This is a genomic window from Candidatus Methylomirabilota bacterium, assembly GCA_035764725.1.
Taxonomy (GTDB): Bacteria; Methylomirabilota; Methylomirabilia; order Rokubacteriales; family CSP1-6; genus DASRWT01.
This window is the reverse complement of sequence record DASTYT010000101.1, coordinates 29,181-46,931: the sequence shown is the minus strand read 5'-3', so window position 1 is coordinate 46,931 and position 17,751 is coordinate 29,181. Positions and strand designations below refer to the sequence as shown.

Annotated in this window: 15 protein-coding genes; all 15 read left to right on the top strand. The window is 70.5% G+C overall.

From position 1 onward, the window contains the following. Positions 1–93: 93 nt before the first annotated feature. The 15 genes from xerD to VFX14_16390 all read left to right on the top strand — a co-directional run bounded on the left by xerD (position 94) and on the right by VFX14_16390 (position 17,745). Complete coding sequence (xerD, locus tag VFX14_16460; GenBank protein HEU5191279.1) at positions 94–999, top strand: site-specific tyrosine recombinase XerD; 906 nt, start codon at positions 94–96, stop codon at positions 997–999. Positions 1,000–1,005: 6 nt separating this feature from the next. Further along, a complete protein-coding gene (locus VFX14_16455) occupies positions 1,006–2,697 on the top strand; it encodes a hypothetical protein (GenBank protein ID HEU5191278.1) in 1,692 nt (563 codons plus the stop codon). Beyond that, the gene (locus VFX14_16450) at positions 2,694–4,304 is read left to right on the top strand and encodes a CTP synthase (GenBank protein ID HEU5191277.1); all 1,611 of its coding nucleotides are present in this window, start codon (positions 2,694–2,696) and stop codon (positions 4,302–4,304) included. Before VFX14_16455 ends, VFX14_16450 begins: the two co-directional genes overlap by 4 nt. A gap of 10 nt (positions 4,305–4,314) precedes the next feature. Continuing rightward, positions 4,315–5,169, top strand: a complete 855-nt coding sequence (kdsA, locus tag VFX14_16445) for a 3-deoxy-8-phosphooctulonate synthase (GenBank protein HEU5191276.1) — start codon at positions 4,315–4,317, stop codon at positions 5,167–5,169. Beyond that, entirely contained in the window at positions 5,169–6,140 is a 972-nt protein-coding gene (locus tag VFX14_16440; GenBank protein ID HEU5191275.1) for a KpsF/GutQ family sugar-phosphate isomerase, read from the top strand. The genes kdsA and VFX14_16440 overlap by 1 nt, the downstream gene beginning before the upstream one ends. After that, positions 6,137–6,661: an HAD hydrolase family protein gene (locus tag VFX14_16435; protein ID HEU5191274.1), complete on the top strand. Its 525-nt coding sequence runs from the start codon at positions 6,137–6,139 to the stop codon at positions 6,659–6,661. The genes VFX14_16440 and VFX14_16435 overlap by 4 nt, the downstream gene beginning before the upstream one ends. Before the next feature lie 99 nt (positions 6,662–6,760). Then, entirely contained in the window at positions 6,761–7,339 is a 579-nt protein-coding gene (gene lptC / locus VFX14_16430) for an LPS export ABC transporter periplasmic protein LptC (GenBank protein HEU5191273.1), read from the top strand. After that, positions 7,336–7,992, top strand: a complete 657-nt coding sequence (gene lptA, locus VFX14_16425; protein ID HEU5191272.1) for a lipopolysaccharide transport periplasmic protein LptA — start codon at positions 7,336–7,338, stop codon at positions 7,990–7,992. The genes lptC and lptA overlap by 4 nt, the downstream gene beginning before the upstream one ends. Positions 7,993–7,994: 2 nt before the next feature. Continuing rightward, a complete protein-coding gene (lptB, locus tag VFX14_16420) occupies positions 7,995–8,717 on the top strand; it encodes an LPS export ABC transporter ATP-binding protein (GenBank protein ID HEU5191271.1) in 723 nt (240 codons plus the stop codon). A gap of 23 nt (positions 8,718–8,740) precedes the next feature. Beyond that, positions 8,741–10,192 (top strand): RNA polymerase factor sigma-54, encoded by a 1,452-nt coding sequence (gene rpoN, locus VFX14_16415; protein HEU5191270.1) that lies wholly within the window; start codon positions 8,741–8,743, stop codon positions 10,190–10,192. A 10-nt stretch (positions 10,193–10,202) separates the two neighbouring features. Continuing rightward, positions 10,203–10,724, top strand: a complete 522-nt coding sequence (locus VFX14_16410; GenBank protein ID HEU5191269.1) for an HPF/RaiA family ribosome-associated protein — start codon at positions 10,203–10,205, stop codon at positions 10,722–10,724. Next, positions 10,721–11,611 (top strand): RNase adapter RapZ, encoded by an 891-nt coding sequence (gene rapZ, locus VFX14_16405; GenBank protein ID HEU5191268.1) that lies wholly within the window; start codon positions 10,721–10,723, stop codon positions 11,609–11,611. The genes VFX14_16410 and rapZ overlap by 4 nt, the downstream gene beginning before the upstream one ends. After that, complete coding sequence (locus tag VFX14_16400; GenBank protein ID HEU5191267.1) at positions 11,608–13,731, top strand: alpha-amylase/4-alpha-glucanotransferase domain-containing protein; 2,124 nt, start codon at positions 11,608–11,610, stop codon at positions 13,729–13,731. Before rapZ ends, VFX14_16400 begins: the two co-directional genes overlap by 4 nt. Positions 13,732–13,826: 95 nt before the next feature. Next, complete coding sequence (gene metK / locus VFX14_16395) at positions 13,827–14,975, top strand: methionine adenosyltransferase (protein HEU5191266.1); 1,149 nt, start codon at positions 13,827–13,829, stop codon at positions 14,973–14,975. A 34-nt stretch (positions 14,976–15,009) separates the two neighbouring features. Beyond that, the gene (locus tag VFX14_16390; protein HEU5191265.1) at positions 15,010–17,745 is read left to right on the top strand and encodes a UPF0182 family protein; all 2,736 of its coding nucleotides are present in this window, start codon (positions 15,010–15,012) and stop codon (positions 17,743–17,745) included. The last annotated feature ends 6 nt before the right edge of the window (positions 17,746–17,751 follow it).

Sequence of the window (17,751 nt, the reverse complement as noted above, 5' to 3'; positions counted from 1 at the left end):
ATAGAGTTCGCTATGCTCCGGCAGTTCGTAGTAGGCAGGTCCGGTTGTCGCGCCTCCCTCGGTCGCCCGCGGTACCCCCTCCGGAAGCCGTAGATGGATGCGGTAGTCGAGTATCTCCAGGCCCTCCAGACGGAGCGGGGGGCCTCTCGCAACACCCTGCTCGCATACCGGCGCGATCTCGCCGACTTCGGCCGCTACCTCGAGCGCCCGCGCCGCGCGTTGCACGCGCTCACCGCGCGCGACGTGAGCGACTATCTGCTCACGCTGCGCCGCCGCGGCCTGGGTGCCCGCAGCGTGGCCCGGCGGCTCTCTGCGCTCCGCGGACTCTACCGGCACCTGCTCCGCGAGGGTGCGGTGCGGCGCGATCCCACCGAGCAGGTCGAGAGCCCGCGCCCGCCGCGGCGGCTGCCGCGCACCCTGTCGATCGAGGACGTTGCGGCCCTCATCGAGGCTCCGGATACCTCTTGCGCCGACGGCCTGCGCGACCGGGCTCTGCTCGAGCTGATGTACGCCTCCGGCATGCGCGCGTCGGAGGTCATCGCCCTGCGGGTAGAGGACCTCAACATGGCCGCGGGCTATGTGGTCTGCACAGGGAAGGGGAGCCGCCAGCGCCTCGTGCCGGTGGGCGCTCAGGCCCTGCACTGGGTGCGCCGCTACCTGGATGGCGGGCGCCGGGTTGCCGGCCACGGCCTCGACCCCGGGAACCTCTTCCTCAATCCGCGCGGCCGGGCCCTCTCCCGCCAGGGCCTCTGGGGCATCCTCAAGCGCTGTGTGCGGCGCGCCGGACTACGCTCGGGCGTGTCCCCCCACACGCTACGGCACTCCTTCGCCAGCCATCTCCTCGAGCGCGGCGCCGACCTGCGCAGCGTGCAGGCGATGCTCGGCCACGCCGACATCTCGACGACGCAGATCTACACGCACCTGCCGTCGACCGTCGTGCGCGACATGTACCGGAAATTTCACCCACGCGCGCGCGCCGCCGCGCGCGTCCGGAGCTAGCGACCCGTGGCCCGTGCCGGGCACGCGTATCCGCAGGCTGATCCCCACGCGGCGGGGCTCATGGATCGGCGTGTGCTCGCCGTCCGGCGGGGGACGCGCGTCGCCGCGGGGCTGGCCGCGCTGGAGCGCGCCGGCGCCACCGTGCTATTGGTCGGCCCGCGCGCGGCGGTGCGCCAGGCGGAGCTGGCGCGCGCGGCGCGCTGGGGGCTGGGCGGCGTCGACGCGGCCGCGCTCGCCTGGCAGGACCTGCCGGTGGTCGCCGCGGACACGTCGGAGATCGCCGTGCGCCGCCTCGTGCGGGACGGCGTTCCGCTGGCGCTCGTGCGCGAGCGCGGCCGCATCGTGGGGGTGATCGACGGGCGCGCCCCCGGCTGGGCGCGGCCCGCGCTGTCGGTGGCGCCGCGGCTCGAGCAGCCCGGCGATCCCGCGCGTGAGACGATCGCCTGGCTGCTGCGACTGGCCGGCAAGCTCGGTGAGGCCATGGGTATGGCGGTGTGGGCGGCGGGCGGCCTCGTGCGCGATCTGCTGCGCGACGCGGGCCCGCTGGACGTCGACCTCGTCGTCGAGGGCGATGGGCCCGCGTTCGCGAGGCGCCTCGCCGACGAGGTGCGCGGGCAGGTGACCATCCATCGCGCCTTCGGTACCGCCTCGGTGGAGAACGGGCGCACCGTGGACGGCGCGGCCCTGCCGCGGGTGGATGTCGCGACGGCCCGGCGCGAGCGCTACACGGCGCCTGGTGCCCTCCCGAGCATCGAGGGCGCGCCCCTTGCGGACGATCTCCTGCGCCGAGACTTCACCATCAACGCCATGGCGGTGGCCCTCACGCCCGGGGCGTTCGGCCGCCTCGTCGACGTGGTGGGCGGTCAGCGGGACCTCGACCGGCGCCGCCTGGCTCCCCTCCAGCCGCTGTCCTTCGTGGAGGATCCCACGCGCATCTTTCGCGCCGCGCGCTACGTGGCGCGCCTGGGCTTCACCCTCGACGCGCGGGGCCGGCGCGCGCTGCGGCTGGCGCTCGACGGGCGCGCGTATCCGGCCCTATCGGGCACGCGCCTCCTCGCCGAGGTCGCCCTGGCGCTGCGCGAGCCTGCGGGGTGGCGCGCCCTGGCCCTGCTGCTCGACTGGGGCGCATTCCGGCTCTGGGACCGTGGCGTGCGAGGCGGTGCGCCCCTCCGCGAGCGCCTGCGGGCCGCGCGCCGGCTGCTCACCTGGCTCGGCGAGGGCGCGTCCGCGGACGACGCGCTCGAGGTCGTGGTGCTCGCCGTCCTCGTGGATCAGCCGCCCGGCGTCGGGCGCCGCGCGCTGACGCGGCTCGGCTGGGGCGGGGGGCGCGGGACGCGCCTCGCCGAGGCACTGGCGCGCGGCCCCCGCCTGGCCGCCCGCCTCACGACGCCGGGACTGCCCGCGAGCGCCGTGGCGGCCGCCGCCCGCGGGGGCCACGCGCAGACGGTGCTGGCCGCGTGGCTCGTCGCCACACCCGCGGCCCGGCGGCGACTGCAGTGGTTCCTCCGCGAGGGCCGGCACGTCAAGCCGAGCCTCGACGCGATGAGCCTGATCGCCGCGGGTATCCCCCGAGGGCCCGCCCTCGGCAAGATGCTCGAAGCCCTCCGCGATCTCCGCCTTGACGGCGGGACGGCGGCCGAGGAGGCGCGCTACCTGCAGCGCGAACGTGCCCGACATCGGAAAGGAGAGTCCGCGTGACGCCGAAATTCGTGTTCGTGACGGGAGGGGTGATCTCGTCCCTCGGCAAGGGTCTGGCGGCGGCATCCATCGGCTCGCTGCTGGAGGCCCGAGGCTTCCGGGTGACGCTGCTCAAGCTCGACCCGTACATCAACGTGGACGCCGGGACCATGAGTCCCTATCAGCACGGCGAGGTCTTCGTCACCGACGACGGCGGCGAGACCGACCTCGACCTCGGGCACTACGAGCGCTTCACCTCGGCACGCATGACGCGCGACAACAACATGACGACGGGCAAGATCTACGGCACCGTGATCGAGCGCGAGCGGCGGGGCGACTACCTCGGGCGGACCGTTCAGGTGATCCCGCACATCACCGACCAGATCAAGGCGTCGATCCGGAAGGTCTCCGCGGGTGTCGACGTGGTGATCGTCGAGGTGGGCGGCACAGTGGGTGACATCGAGGGCCTGCCCTTCCTCGAGGCGATCCGTCAGTTCAAGAAGGACGTGGGCAAGGAGCACGTGATTTACGTGCACCTGACCCTGGTGCCGTTCATCCAGGCGGCGTCCGAGCTCAAGACCAAGGCCACCCAGCACTCGGTGAAGGAGCTGCGCGCGATCGGTATACAGCCCGATGTTCTCCTGTGCCGCACCGACAAGGAGCATCCGCTGACCCCGTCGATCAAGTCCAAGATCGCGCTCTTCTGCGACGTGGAGGAGGAGGCGGTGGTGGCGGCGCGCGACGTGGACACGATCTACGAGGTGCCGCTGGCCTTCCACGAGCAAGGGCTGGACGAGAGCGTGCTGCGGCTCCTCGGTTTGCCCCAGCGCGCGTCGGACCTCGCCCGCTGGGAGGAGATCGTCCGGCGCATCAAGTCGCCGCGGCATCACGTGCGCATCGGCGTGGTGGGCAAGTACATCGAGGTGAAGGACTCCTACAAGAGCCTCTACGAGGCGCTCACGCACGGCGGCATCGCCCACGAAGCGGCGGTCGAGGTGGTGTGGCTGGACGCCGAGCGCCTCGAGCGCGAGGGGGTGGTCGGCCATGTGGCCGGGCTCGACGGCATTCTCGTGCCGGGGGGATTCGGCGACCGCGGCATCGAGGGGAAGATCCAGGCCATCCGCTACGCGCGGGAGGAGCGGGTGCCGTACTTCGGCATCTGCCTGGGCATGCAGTGCGCGGTGATCGAGTACGCGCGACACGTGTGCGGGCTCGCGGGCGCCAACTCCACCGAATTCGATCCCCGCCCCGCCCACAACATCATCGATCTCCTGCCCGAGCAGCGCGGGATCACCGACAAGGGCGGCACGATGCGCCTGGGACTGTACCCGATCACACTCGCCGAGGGCAGCGTGGCCTCGCGGGTGTTCGGCGCCGGCGCCATCCAGGAGCGCCACCGGCACCGCTACGAGGTCAACAACGACTACCTCCAGCAGCTCGAGAAGAACGGCTTACGCATCTCGGGCGTCTGGCCGGCCAAGGGGCTCGTCGAGGTCGTCGAGCTGCCCGAGCATCCGTGGTTCGTGGCGGGGCAGTTCCACCCCGAGTTCCGCTCGCGGCCCTGGGATCCCCATCCGCTGTTCGCCGCGTTCATCCGGGCCGCCCTGGATCATCAGGGGAAGGGCTAGCCGCACGATCATGCCGCACTCCGTGCGGGTCGGCGGCATCACGATCGGTGGCGGCGCCCCCCTCGTCCTCATCGGGGGCCCATGCGCCATCGAGAACGAGGAGCACGCGGTCATGGTGGCGCAGCGCCTCAAGGCCATCACCACGGTCGCCGGCCTGCCGTTCATCTACAAGTCGTCCTATGACAAGGCCAATCGCTCTTCGATCAATTCCTACCGCGGGCCCGGCCTCAAGGAGGGCCTGCGCATCCTCCGCCGGGTGAAGGAGGCCACCGGGCTGCCCATCCTGTCCGACGTGCACGACGTGGCCGAGGTCGGGCCCGCCGCGGAGGTGCTGGACGTGCTGCAGGTGCCGGCCTTTCTCTGCCGCCAGACGGACCTCCTTCTCGCGTGCGGGCGCACCGGCAAGCCGGTCAACGTGAAGAAGGGCCAGTTCGTCGCGCCCCGCGACATGGGCAACGCGGTCGAGAAAATTCTCTCCACCGGGAACACGGGCATCACCCTCACCGAGCGGGGCACCAGCTTCGGCTACAACAACCTCGTCGTGGACTACCGCGGCCTCGCCATCATGCGCGAGCTGGGCTATCCGGTGGTGTTCGACGCGACCCATTCCGTGCAGCTTCCCGGCGGGCTCGGCAATCGCTCGGGCGGCGAGCGGCAGTACGTGCCGCTCCTTGCGCGCGCCGCGGTGGCAGTGGGGGTGGACGCGCTCTTCATGGAGATGCACGAGGACCCCGACCGCACGCTGCCCGATGGGCGCCCGCTCTCGGATGGGCCGAACATGCTGCGGCTCGACGATCTCCCGCGCCTCCTGGGCGAGATCCAGGCGATCAGCGCCGGGCTCGGCGGCCGCGGCGGGGCTCCGTGATGGATCGCGCGCGCCTCCTCGCCCTCGCGGAGCGCGTGCTGCGCCTGGAGGCCGAGAGCATCCAGGCCCTCGCGGCGCGTCTCGACGACCACTTCATCGCGGCGGTGGACCTCCTCTACCGCTGCCGCGGGCGCGTGATCGTCACCGGCATGGGCAAGTCGAGCCACGTGGCGCGCAAGGTCGCCGCGACGATGGCGAGCACGGGCACACCCGCCTACTTCCTGCATCCGGCGGAAGGTGTGCACGGCGACGTGGGCATGGTCGCGCAGGGGGACGTCGCGATGGTGTTCTCCAATTCCGGCGAGACCGACGAGCTGCTCGCCGTCCTGCCCGCCATCAAGCGGCTGAGCGTGCCGGTGGTGCTCCTCACGGGCAACGTGGCCTCGAGCCTCGCGCGTCAGGCCGACGTGGTCGTGGACGTGGGCGTCCGCGAGGAGGCCTGCCCCATGAATCTCGCGCCGACCTCCAGCACCACTGCCGCCCTGGCCATGGGGGACGCGCTCGCGATGGCCCTCCTCGAGCTGCGTGGGCTTCGCGCGGAGGACTACGCGGCCCTGCACCCCGCGGGCACGCTGGGGTGGCGCGCGCTCGTCAAGGTGCGCGACCTCATGCACGCGGGCGCGGCGGTTCCGGTGGTGCCGGAGAGCGCCACGATGAAGCAGGCGCTCGAGGAGATGACCGCCAAGCGGCGAGGCATGACCACGGTGGTCGACGCGGCCGGACGCCTGGTCGGGATCATCACCGACGGCGATCTCCGGCGCCTGCAGCTGGCGGGCGGCCCCTTGCTGGACCGGCGGGCAGGGGATTGCATGTCGCGCCGCCCCAAGCGCATCGAGGCGGACGCGCTCGCCGCCGCCGCGCTCGCGATGATGGAGGCGCATCAGATCACGAGCCTCGTGATCACCGACGATGCGGGGCGGCCCGCCGCCTTCATCCATCTCCACGACATCCTGTCCTCGAAGATCGCGTGACGCGGGCTCTCGCCGCGCGCGCCAGGAAGGTGACGGTGCTCGTGCTCGACGTGGACGGCGTGCTGACGGACGGACGGCTCCTGTACGGGCCCACCGGCGAGGAGGTCAAGCGCTTCCACGTGCGCGACGGCTACGCGCTGGTGGCGGCGCGGCGCGCGGGTCTCACCGTCGCGGTGATCTCGGGCCGAGCGTCCGCGGCGGTGACGCGGCGGATGGCCGAGCTTGGGGTGGAGGAGGTGCATCAGGGCGTCGACGACAAGCGCGCGTGTCTCGTCGGTCTTCTCGCCCGGCTCGGCGCGACCCGCGCGCAGGTGGCCGCCATGGGCGACGACCTCCCCGACGTGCCGCTGCTGCGCGACGTGGGGCTGGCCCTGGCGCCCTCCGACGCCGCTCGGGAGGTCCGCAGTGTCGCCCACTGGACATCGCGGTATCCTGGCGGACGAGGCGCCGTTCGTGAGGCGGTGGAGATGCTGCTGGGCGCCCGCAAGGCTTGGCCGCCCCCTATCTCCGCGTCACGGTAGGCCAGATAGGTCATCGAGGAAGAATATTGCCTCGACTCTTCCACGTGTGTTAGCGTGGTACTGAAATTGCATACCCAGCGGATCTCTCGAATCATCTTCGTGAGCGTGACCCTCTTCGTCGTGGTCGTCGTGGGGGTGCTGGTGCTGCGTGGTCGGGGCGCTCAGTCTTTGCCGGCGGAGCCGGTCGACACGAAGGCGGACTACCGGATCAAGGAAGTCAGTTTGCAGGAAGAGATGAAGGACGGCGTGCGCTGGCAACTCCAGGCTGATCAGGCCGAGAGCTTCGAGCAAGCCGGCAAGACGATTCTGAGGAAAGTTCGCATCGAGATCCAGGAGCCGGACCGGAGCTGGACGGTGACGGGAGACGAGGGCGAAATGGTCCAGGCCAGCAAAGACGTCGAGCTCAGGGGCCACGTGATCCTGATCTCGAGCGAGGGCATGCGGCTCGAGACCACGCTCCTGCGGTGGGACGCCGACGCCCAGCGCGCCTGGACGGACAGACCGGTCACCATTTACCAGAACGGAGCGGTCGTGAAGGGGCAGGGGCTCGATGCGCGCGTGGGCGAGCGGAACACGCAGATCCTGGGCCGCATCCAGGCGACGTTCGGCGGTCCGGACGCGGCGGCGCCCGGGTCGTCACGCCCCGGCGTCGCGACGCCGCTGCCGGTGGCGCGATGACGCGTCGGCTCGTCCTTGCCGCGCTGGGACTCTCGCTGGTGATCGCGACCGTCGGGGCCGTCGACGCGCAGAGCCGCCGCCCCGCGCCGGCTCCCGCCGATCCCGCCAAGTCGAGCGCGCCCGCCGCCAAGGCGGCCCCGGCCCCCTCGAGTGCGGCGGATACCGCGGGTGGAAAGACGCCCCGGGGCGCCGATCCGGACCAGCCAGTGAACGTCGACGCCGACAAGCTCGAATCTGACCAGAAGCAGGGGCTCGTGATCTTCACCGGCAACGTCATCGCGCAGCACAACGGCTCGACCCAGTACGCCGACCGCATGGAGGTGTACCTCGACTCCGCGAGCAACCGTGTGCTGCGCACGGTCTCCACCGGCTCGGTGAAGATCATCACGCGCGACTGCCGCACGGGAACGGCCCGGCGGGCGGAGTACTACGACGCCGAGCAGCGCATGGTGCTGATCGGGGACGCGCGCGTGTGGGAGGACGAGAACGTGGTGACCGGCGATCGGATCACGATCTACCTCGCCGAGGATCGCAGCGTGGTGGAAAGCGGCCCCCAGGGCCGCGTGAAGGGCGTCTTCTATCCCAAGCGCGAGGGTGGGGGCGCCGCGCTGGCGGCCCGTCCGGCGCCGGGCGCCGCCTGCAAGCAGTCCTAGCCATGGAAGGCCTCGTCGCCCAGGGTCTCATGAAGCGCTTCCGCAACCGCGTCGTCGTCGACCGCGTGAGCGTCGACATCCAGCGCGGGGAGATCGTGGGGCTCCTCGGCCCCAACGGCGCAGGCAAGACGACTTCGTTCTACATGATCGTGGGGCTCCTGCGCGCGGAGGGCGGGCGCATCTTCCTCGAGGGCGAGGACATCACCGACCTGCCCATGTACCAGCGCTGCCGGCGGGGCATGGGCTACCTCCCGCAGGAGTCGTCGGTGTTCCGCAAGCTCACGGTGGAGGAGAATCTCCTCGCGATCCTCGAGACCATGGACCTCACCGAGGAGGAGCGGATGGCGCGGCTGCGCGTGCTCCTCGCCGAGCTCGACCTCACCCCGCTGGCCCGCCACAAGGCGTTCACGCTGTCGGGCGGTGAGCGGCGCCGGCTCGAGATCACGCGGGCCCTCGTGACGAACCCGCGCTATCTCCTTCTCGACGAGCCCTTCACCGGCATCGATCCCATCGCCATCGGGGACATCCAGGAGATCATCGGCCGGCTCCGCGAGCGGGGCATCGGCGTCCTCATCACCGATCACAACGTGCGCGAGACCCTCGCCATCACCGACCGCGCCTACATCCTTTACCACGGCCAGATCCTCGCCGCCGGCACCGCGCACGAGCTTGCCGGCAACCCGCGGGCGCGCGAGATCTATCTGGGCGAGAAGTTCTCGCTCTGAGGCCGGTCCGGAGCCACTGACCCATGCGATTGGTCCAGCGTCTTAGCCAGCGGGTGGTCATGACCCCGCTGCTCCAGCAGGCGATCCAGCTCCTGCAGCTGTCGACCCTCGAGCTCAAGGAGGTGGTCGAGCAGGAGCTGAAGGAAAATCCGCTCCTCGAGGAGGTGCAGACCGACACCCAGGAACCGACTCCCGAGGCGGAGCAGGGACCGGAGACGCCGGACATCGTCCCGCCGCCCAGCGAGGCGCCCGCCAAGACGGAGAGCACGGTGGACGGCGAACGGTCGGACGATCTTCCGTTCGACATCAACCAAGCGATGTTCGACGACGGGCCCGAGGAGCGGACGCCGGTCTCCACCGAGGAGCGCGACGACCTGCCGTTCGAGAACCTGGGGCGCACGGAGACTTCGCTCACCGATCATCTCGTCGAGCAGCTCCGCATGGCCACGGACGACCCCATCATCATCGCGATCGGCGAGTCGATCATCGGGAACCTCGACGAAGACGGCTATCTCCGCGCGGAGACGGCGGAGATCGCGGAGCAGCTCGGGCGGCCGGTCGACGAGGTCGACAAGGTCCTGATCCTCGTCCAGGGCTTCGACCCCTCCGGCGTGGCGGCGCGGACCATCCAGGAGTGCCTCCTGCTGCAGCTGCGGGCGGACGCCGAGCCGGACCCGGTGTCGGTGGAGATCGTCGAGAAGCACATGGAGGATCTCGAGCGGCGGCGCTACGCGGAGATCGCGCGTGCCCTCAAGCTGCCCCTGGACCGCATCATGGAGTCGGTGGAGGAGATCCGAGGGCTCGAGCCCAAGCCGGGCCGGCGCTTCCTCGTGGTGGACTCCCGCTACATCGCGCCCGACGTCACGCTGCAGAAGATCGGGGACGACTACGTCGTGGTGCTGAACGAGGAGGGCATCCCGCGCCTGCGGGTGAATTCCCTCTACCGCTCGCTCCTGCGCGGCTCGGCGGGGGAGGACAAGCAGTTCGTCGAGCAGAAGCTCCGCTCGGCCCTCTGGCTGATCAAGAGCGTGGAGCAGCGGCAGCGCACGCTCCGGAAGGTGGCCACGAGCCTGGTGAAGTTCCAGCGCGAGTTCTTCGACCGCGGCCTGCCGTACCTCAAGCCCCTCGCCCTCCGGGACGTCGGCGAGGACATCGGCATGCACGAGTCGACGATCAGCCGCGTCACCACCAACAAGTACATCCAGACCCCGCAGGGGCTCTACGAGCTCAAGTGGTTCTTCCACAGCGGCATCGCGTCCACCAACGGCGATGTCGTGTCCTCGGTCTCCGTCAAGAAGACCATCCAGGACCTCGTCGCCGCGGAGGATCCGGGCAAGCCTTACTCGGATCAGGACATCGCCAAGACCCTGCACGCCAAGGGGCTCACCATCGCGCGCCGGACGGTGGCGAAGTACCGCGAGGAGCTGGGGATCCTTCCCTCGCACCAGCGTCGGATGGCGCCCAAGAAGCGTTGATTCGTCCGCCATGCAGGTCCTCATCAGTGCGCGCGGGCTGACGATCTCCGCGATTTACCGCGCCAGCCTCCAGGAGCGGGTGGCGAAGGCGGCCGGCCGCGTACCCAAGCCGATCGAGGCCCGGGTGATGCTGACGCGCGAACGGAACCGGCGCACCGCCGCCATCACGCTGCTCGCCAAGCACCACACGTTCCGCAGCGAGGAGACCGCCCTCGATCTCGCCGCCGCGGTCGACGCGGCGCTCGCCGCGCTGACGCGTCAGGTCCGGCAGCTGAAGGACCGAATCCGCGGCCACAAGCCGGCCGCGCGCAAGGCGCTCCAGGGCATGCGCGCGGACACCGACGCTGCGGGGGCCCCCGTCCTCGAGGCGCGGCAGGTCCCCATCAAGCCGATGTCGGTGGAGGAGGCGGTGGAGCAGATCGGCCTGGGCCACGAGCCCTTCTTCGTCTTCACCAACGCGCGGACCGACACCATGAACATCCTGTACCGTCGCCGCGGCGGCGGCTACGGCCTCGTCGAGCCGGTGGCATGAGCCCACCCGCGGTCAGTCCCGCCGCCTCGATTCGCTTCGTCATCATCACCGGGCTGTCCGGCGCGGGGAAGAGCTTCGCGATCAAGTGCTTCGAGGATCTCGGCTATTTCTGCGTGGACAATCTCCCCACCACCTTGATCCCGACGTTCGCGGAGCTCTGTGCCCAGTCCAGCCGGGACATCCGCAATATCGCGCTCGGGGTGGACGTGCGCGAGGGGGAGTATCTCGAGCACCTCCTGGAGATCCTCGGCGGGCTCCGCGCCACCGGGCACTCACCGGAAGTCTTGTTCCTGGAGGCGTCCGACGAGATCCTCGTGCGGCGCTATCACGAGAGCCGCCGCCGCCACCCGCTCGCCGGCGAGGGCAACGTCGTCGATGGGATCCGCGCGGAGCGGAAGGCGCTCGCGCACCTGCGCGAGGCGGCCGACCAGATCCTCGACACGTCCTCGCTGACCGTGCACCAGCTCAAGGACCGCCTCGTCGCGATGTACTCGATGCCGCGGCAGCGGGAGCGCCTCACGGTGTCGCTGGTCTCTTTCGGCTTCAAGCATGGCATCCCCTACGACGCCGACCTCGTGTTCGACCTCCGCTTCCTGCCCAACCCGCACTTTGTCGAAGCGCTGCGGGCCCACGACGGGCGCGACCGCGAGGTGTCCGAGTTCGTGTTCGCGCACGCGGAGAGCAAGGAACTGCTCGCCCGGCTCGAGGACCTCATTGGCTTCCTCCTGCCGCTGTATCAGCGCGAGGGCAAGGCGTACCTGACCATCGCGCTCGGCTGCACCGGCGGCAAGCATCGCTCCGTCGCGTTCGTCGAGGCCCTCCGCGCCTTCCTCGACGGGCAGGGAGGGGCGCCGCTCGTCCGCCATCGAGACCTGGGCCGGGAGTGACCGCCGCTCCCGCTCCCCGCCGCGCCGAGCTGCGCTTCATCTTCGGCGTCCACAATCATCAGCCGGCGGGCAACTTCGACGGCGTCATCGCCGAGGCCGTCGCCACCGCCTACCATCCCTTCTTCGAGGCGCTCCACGACGAGCCCGACGTCCGAGTGAGCGTGCACTGCTCGGGGAGCCTGCTCGCGTGGCTGCGCGAGCACGCCGCGCCGACCTTCGACCGGCTGGGCGAGCTGGCCTCGCGCGGGCAGATCGAACTCCTCGGCGGGGGCTTCTACGAGCCCATCCTGTCCATGCTGCCCGACGTCGACAAGGTGGGGCAGGTGCAGCAGCTCAGCGAGTTCCTCCACGCGAGCTTCGGCGTGAGGCCGCGCGGGCTCTGGCTCGCTGAGCGCGTGTGGGAGGCGCATCTGCCACGCGCCCTCCGCGCGGCCGGGATCGAATACGTGGTGGTCGACGATCATCACTTCGACCTCGCCGGCCTGGATCCCGAGACTCTGGGCGGCTACTACCTCACTGAAGAGCAGGGGACCGCCATCGCGGTGTTCCCCATCAGCGAGCGGCTGCGCTACCTCGTGCCCTTCGCGGAGCCCGCGGAGACGGTGGCGCATCTCGAGGCGCGCCGGACGGCCGGAAGCATCACGCTCATGGACGACGGCGAGAAGTTCGGGGTGTGGCCGGGCACGAACAAGCTCGTCTATGCGGAAGGGTGGCTGCGGCGCTTCCTCGAGACGCTCCGCGCCCTTCCCTGGCTCGAGCTCTCCACGTTCTCGGACGTGCTCGACACGCTGCCGCCGCGAGGTCGCGTGTACCTGCCCACCGCTTCCTACAGCGAGATGGGAGAGTGGGCGCTTCCCGCGGCGGCGGCGACCGAGGTCGAGCAGGCGCGCGAGCGCCTCCGCACGGTGCCCGACGGCTCCCGACTGGCCGGACTCCTGCGCGGCGGTCCCTGGCGCGGCTTCCTGGTCAAGTACGCCGAGGTCGGCGACGCGTACTGGCGCATGCTCCGGCTCTCGCGTCGGCTCGAGACGGCGCTGGCCGCGCGCCCGGGCGATCCCGCGCTGATCGAGGCGCGCGACCGGCTCTGGCGTGGGCAGGCCAACGACGCGTACTGGCACGGCGTGTTCGGCGGCTGCTATCTCCCGCACCTCCGCCGCGCCGTGCGCTCGGCGCTGATCGAGAGCGAGCGCCGCCTGGCCGATGCGATGGCCGCGCCCGCGCTGGAGTGGGAGGAGGGCGTGGACAACGCGGCCGGGCGGCCCGAGCTGCGCCTGCGCAGCCGCGCGCTCGGGATCACGGTGTGCCCGCACGACGGTGGCGCCCTCACCGAAGTGGCATTTCGCCCCCGCGCGCTGGATCTCGCCGACGTGCTCACGCGGCGGCGCGAGGCCTATCACGCCCGCTTGCCGCAGGTGACCGACTCGACGCCCCCCGAGGGGCAGGTGCGCAGCATTCACGAGGGCCTGGCGGCCAAGGAGGCGGGGCTCGATCGGCTGCTCGGGTATGACACCCTCCGCCGAGCCTCGCTGCGCGAGGGGGTGCTCGATCGCGGCGCCTCGCTGGACGCCCTCGATCCCTGGAGCGCCGCGCGCCTCGCCTTCGGCGGGCGGCCGATGGCGCATGCGGTGCGCGAGGAGCCGGGGGGCCTCACGGTGGTCCTCACCGCGGAGGGCGGAGAGGTGATGCCGCTCGCCGTCGAGAAGCGCGTGCGCCTCGACCCGGAAGGCGCACGGATCAGCGTCGCGTACCGCCTCACGTGGCGCGGAGGGGAGGCGCTCGACGCGCGCTGGGCGGTGCAGTGGAATCTCGCGCTGACCGCCGGAGACGCCACCGGGCGCTATTACCGTCTGCCGGGCCAGCCCTCGCTCGGCGGGCGCGGCGCGCGCGCCGGCGAGCGGGAGCTGACCCTGGTCGACGAGTGGTTCGGGGCGGAGGCGGCGCTGACGTCGTCCGCGCCTGCGGAACTCGCCTGGGCGCCGGTCGAGACCGTGTCGCTGTCCGAGGCCGGACTCGAGCGTATCTATCAAGGGTCATCGATCGTGTGGGGCTGGCCGCTGCGGCTGGCACCCGGCGAGACGACCGAGCACGCGCTCGCGCTCGCGATCCGGGTTTTCGCTTGAGACCTCTCGGGGGGTGTGCTAACGTGCCGTAAGCACGACCGAAATCGTTCCCAACGTGTGCAGCGATTGCAGGATCAACGTAACGGAGGACCATGATGGCGCGTGAGGAGTACCTGTTCACATCCGAGTCGGTCACGGAAGGCCATCCCGACAAGATCGCCGACCAGATCTCCGACGCGGTGCTGGACGCGATCCTGGCCCAGGATCCCACCGGGCGGGTGGCCTGCGAGACCCTGCTCACGACCGGCTTGGTCGTGGTGGCGGGCGAGATCACCACGTCCTGCTACGTGGACATCCCCAAGGTCGCCCGCGAGACCATCCGCGAGGTCGGCTACACGCGCGCCAAGTTCGGCTTCGACTTCGAGACGTGCGGGGTGATCACCGCCATCGACGAGCAGTCGGGCGACATCGCCATGGGTGTGGACAATCTGGGCGCCGGCGACCAGGGCCTGATGTTCGGTTATGCCTGCACGGAGACGCCCGAGCTGATGCCGCTGCCCATCATGCTGTCGCACCGCCTCGTGCAGTGCCTCTCGCAGGTGCGCCGGCGCGGCGAGCTCGGCTATCTCCGGCCGGACGGGAAGAGCCAGGTGTCCGTGCGCTACGCCGATGGCAAGCCGGTGGCGGTCGAGACCGTGGTCATCTCCACCCAGCACGGCCCCGACGCCAGCCTCGAGCGCATTCGCGAGGACATCGTCGAGAAGGTGATCAAGCCCACCATTCCGGCGAACCTGCTCGATCGGAAGGCGGTCTACCACATCAATCCCACCGGCCGCTTCGTGACCGGCGGACCCATGGGCGATACGGGCCTCACCGGCCGGAAGATCATCGTCGACACCTACGGCGGATCGTGCCCGCACGGCGGCGGCGCGTTCTCCGGCAAGGATCCGACGAAGGTCGACCGCTCCGCGTGCTACATGGCCCGTCACGTGGCCAAGAACATCGTGGCCGCCGGCCTCGCCGAGCGGGCGCAGGTGCAGGTGGCGTACGCGATCGGCGTGGCCGAGCCGGTGTCCATCATGGTGGAGACGTTCGGCACCGGGAAGGTGCCCACCAGCAAGCTCGAGCAGATGGTGCGGCGTCACTTCGACTTCACGCCCGCCGGCATCATCAAGTACCTGAACCTCCGCCGGCCCATCTACAAGCAGACTGCCGCCTTCGGGCACTTCGGGCGCACGGAGCCCGAGTTCACCTGGGAGCGGACCGACCGGGTGAAAGATCTCCGGGACGACGCTGGCATCTGATCGACGGCGTCACCGCCGCGCTCTGAGGGACTAGGTGGCGAACGGGCGACGCCCGCGGCCCGCAGTCTGGTTCCTGCTCGCGTTCCTCGCCCTGGGGATCGTGGGTCAGGCCGTTCCTCTCTACACCGACTGGCTCTGGTTCCAAGAGACCGGCTACACCCAGGTGTTCACCACCGTGCTCAGCCTGCGGGGCTGGCTCGTGCTGGGCGTCGGACTCGCGGTGTGGATCTTCCTCTTCGCCAATCTCTGGGTGGCCGCGCGCACGGCCCCACCGGACGTGCTGTGGGAGCTCGAGGATCAGCTCGGCCTGCCCGGCCGGGCAAGCATCGAGCCGCTGATCCGCCGCCTCCTCCTGCCCGTGACGGCGGTGATCGCGCTCATCGCCGGCGCCCGTGCCAGCGCGGAGTGGGACACGCTGGCGGAATTCCTCAACGCGACCCCCTTCGGACGGACCGACCCGATCTTCGGGCGCGACCTCGGCTTCTACTTCTTCCGGCTCCCCTTCTGGCGCCTGCTCTATGGCTGGGGCCTCGCGCTCGCGGCAGGAGCCCTCGTCCTGACCGCCGCGGTGTACGTGCTGCAGCGCAGCCTCGTCCTCACCGCGCGAGGCCCGCGGCTGGCCGCGGCCGCGCGGACGCATCTCCTCGCCCTGGGGGCCATCGTCCTCGTCATCCGCGCCGCCGGCTTCTGGCTGGACCGCTTCGACGTCCTCTACTCGTCCCGGGGCGCGGTGGTCGGCGCCACCTATACCGACGTCAACGCTGCGCTCCCCGTCCTGAACGTGCTCACGGTGCTGGCCCTCCTCTGCGCCGCCGCGTGCCTCGTGCAGATGAGCCGGCCGGGATGGCTCTTCCCGGTGGCCGGGCTCGTGGTGCTGGTCGTCGTGTGGGTGGGCGGGCTCGGGCTCTTCCCCTCGGCGCTGCAGCGGCTGCGGGTGAAGCCGAACGAGCTGGCCTTCGAGCGCCCGTACATCGAGCACAACATCCGGATGACCCGGCACGCGTTCGGGCTGGACCGGGTGCAGGAGAAGGACTTCCCCGTCGAGGAGCACCTCAACGCGGCCGCCCTCGAGCGGAACGCGCTCACGATCAAGAACATCCGGCTCTGGGATCACCGGCCGCTGCTGATCACCTACGGGCAGCTGCAGGAGATCCGCACCTACTACAAGTTCCTCGACGTGGACAACGACCGCTACACCGTGAACGGAGAGTACCGCCAGGTCATGCTCTCGCCGCGGGAGCTGTCGTACCGCCACCTGCCCGGGCAGGACCGGAACTGGCTCAACGAGCACCTGACATTCACCCACGGCTACGGCCTCGTGGTGGGTCCGGTGAACCGCATCAGCCCCGAGGGGCTGCCCGAGTTCTTCGCCAAGGACATCCCGCCGGTGGTGACGGGCGGCTTCGCCAAGATCAGCCGGCCCGAGATCTACTACGGCGAGTCGGGCAACGACTACGTCTTCGTCCGCACCCAGGAGCGGGAGCTCGATTACTCGGCGGGGGACAAGAACGAGTACACGCGCTATGCGGGGCGGGGCGGCATCGCGGTGGACTCGCTCCTCCGCCGGGTGGCGTTCGCGGCGCGCTTCGGCGAGATCAATGTCCTCATCACGGGCCGGTTGTCGCCCGACAGCCGGATCATGATCTACCGGAACATCCGTGACCGGATCCGCCAGGTCGCGCCCTTCCTGCGCTTCGACCGCGATCCCTACATGGTGGTGACCGACGACGGCCGCCTCGTCTGGATGGCGGACGGCTACACCACCAGCGACCGGTACCCGTACTCCCAGCCGGTGCGCGGCATCGGGAACTACATCCGCAACTCGGTGAAGGTGACGGTGGACGCCTATCACGGCACCGTGAGCTACTACGTCGCCGACCCCGACGATCCCATCGCCCAGACCTACGCCAAGATCTTTCCGGGGCTGCTGCGGCCGCTGGTGGAGATGCCCAAGGACCTCCAGACGCACATCCGGTATCCCGAGGACCTCTTCACGCTGCAGATGCAGATGTACGCCACCTACCACATGGAGGATCCGCAGGTCTTCTACAACCGGGAGGATCTGTGGACAATTCCGCGACGTCCCGCCGAGGGGCGCGGCGGCGCGGCGGCGGAGATGGAGCCGTACTACACGGTCATGCGACTCCCCGACGAGTCCCACGAGGAATTCGTGCTGCTCGGCGGCTTCAACCCGAGCCGGCGCGACAACATGATCGCGATCATGGTGGGCCGGGCGGACGCGCCCAACTACGGGCGCATCATCGTCTACGCCTTCCCCAAGCAGAAGCTCGTCTACGGGCCGCGCCAGATCGACGCGCGCATCGACCAGGATCCGCTCATCTCCCAGCAGCTCTCCCTCTGGAACCAGCAGGGCTCGCGGGTGCTGCGGGGCTCGCTGCTCGCCATTCCCATCGAGCGCTCCCTCATCTACGTCCAGCCGCTGTATCTCTCCGCGACGGAGCAGGGGGCGCTCCCCGAGCTTCGCCGCGTGATCGTGGCCTACGGGAACCAGATCGCGATGGAGCCCACCCTCGAGCAGGCCCTCGGGCGCATCTTCGGCGGCCGCGTGAAGGGCGATGAGAGTCCGCGCGCGGCGGTGACCGCGGGCGCCCCGCCGGTGGCTGGGACCGCGTCCCGGGTCCTCGCCCAGCGCGCCTGGGACACCTGGCAGAAGAGTCAGGAGGCGCTACGCCGCGGCGACTGGGCGGCCTACGGCATCGAGCAGAAGCAGCTCGAGGAGATCCTGCGCGAGCTTCGCGAAGGCCGCTGAGCGGCG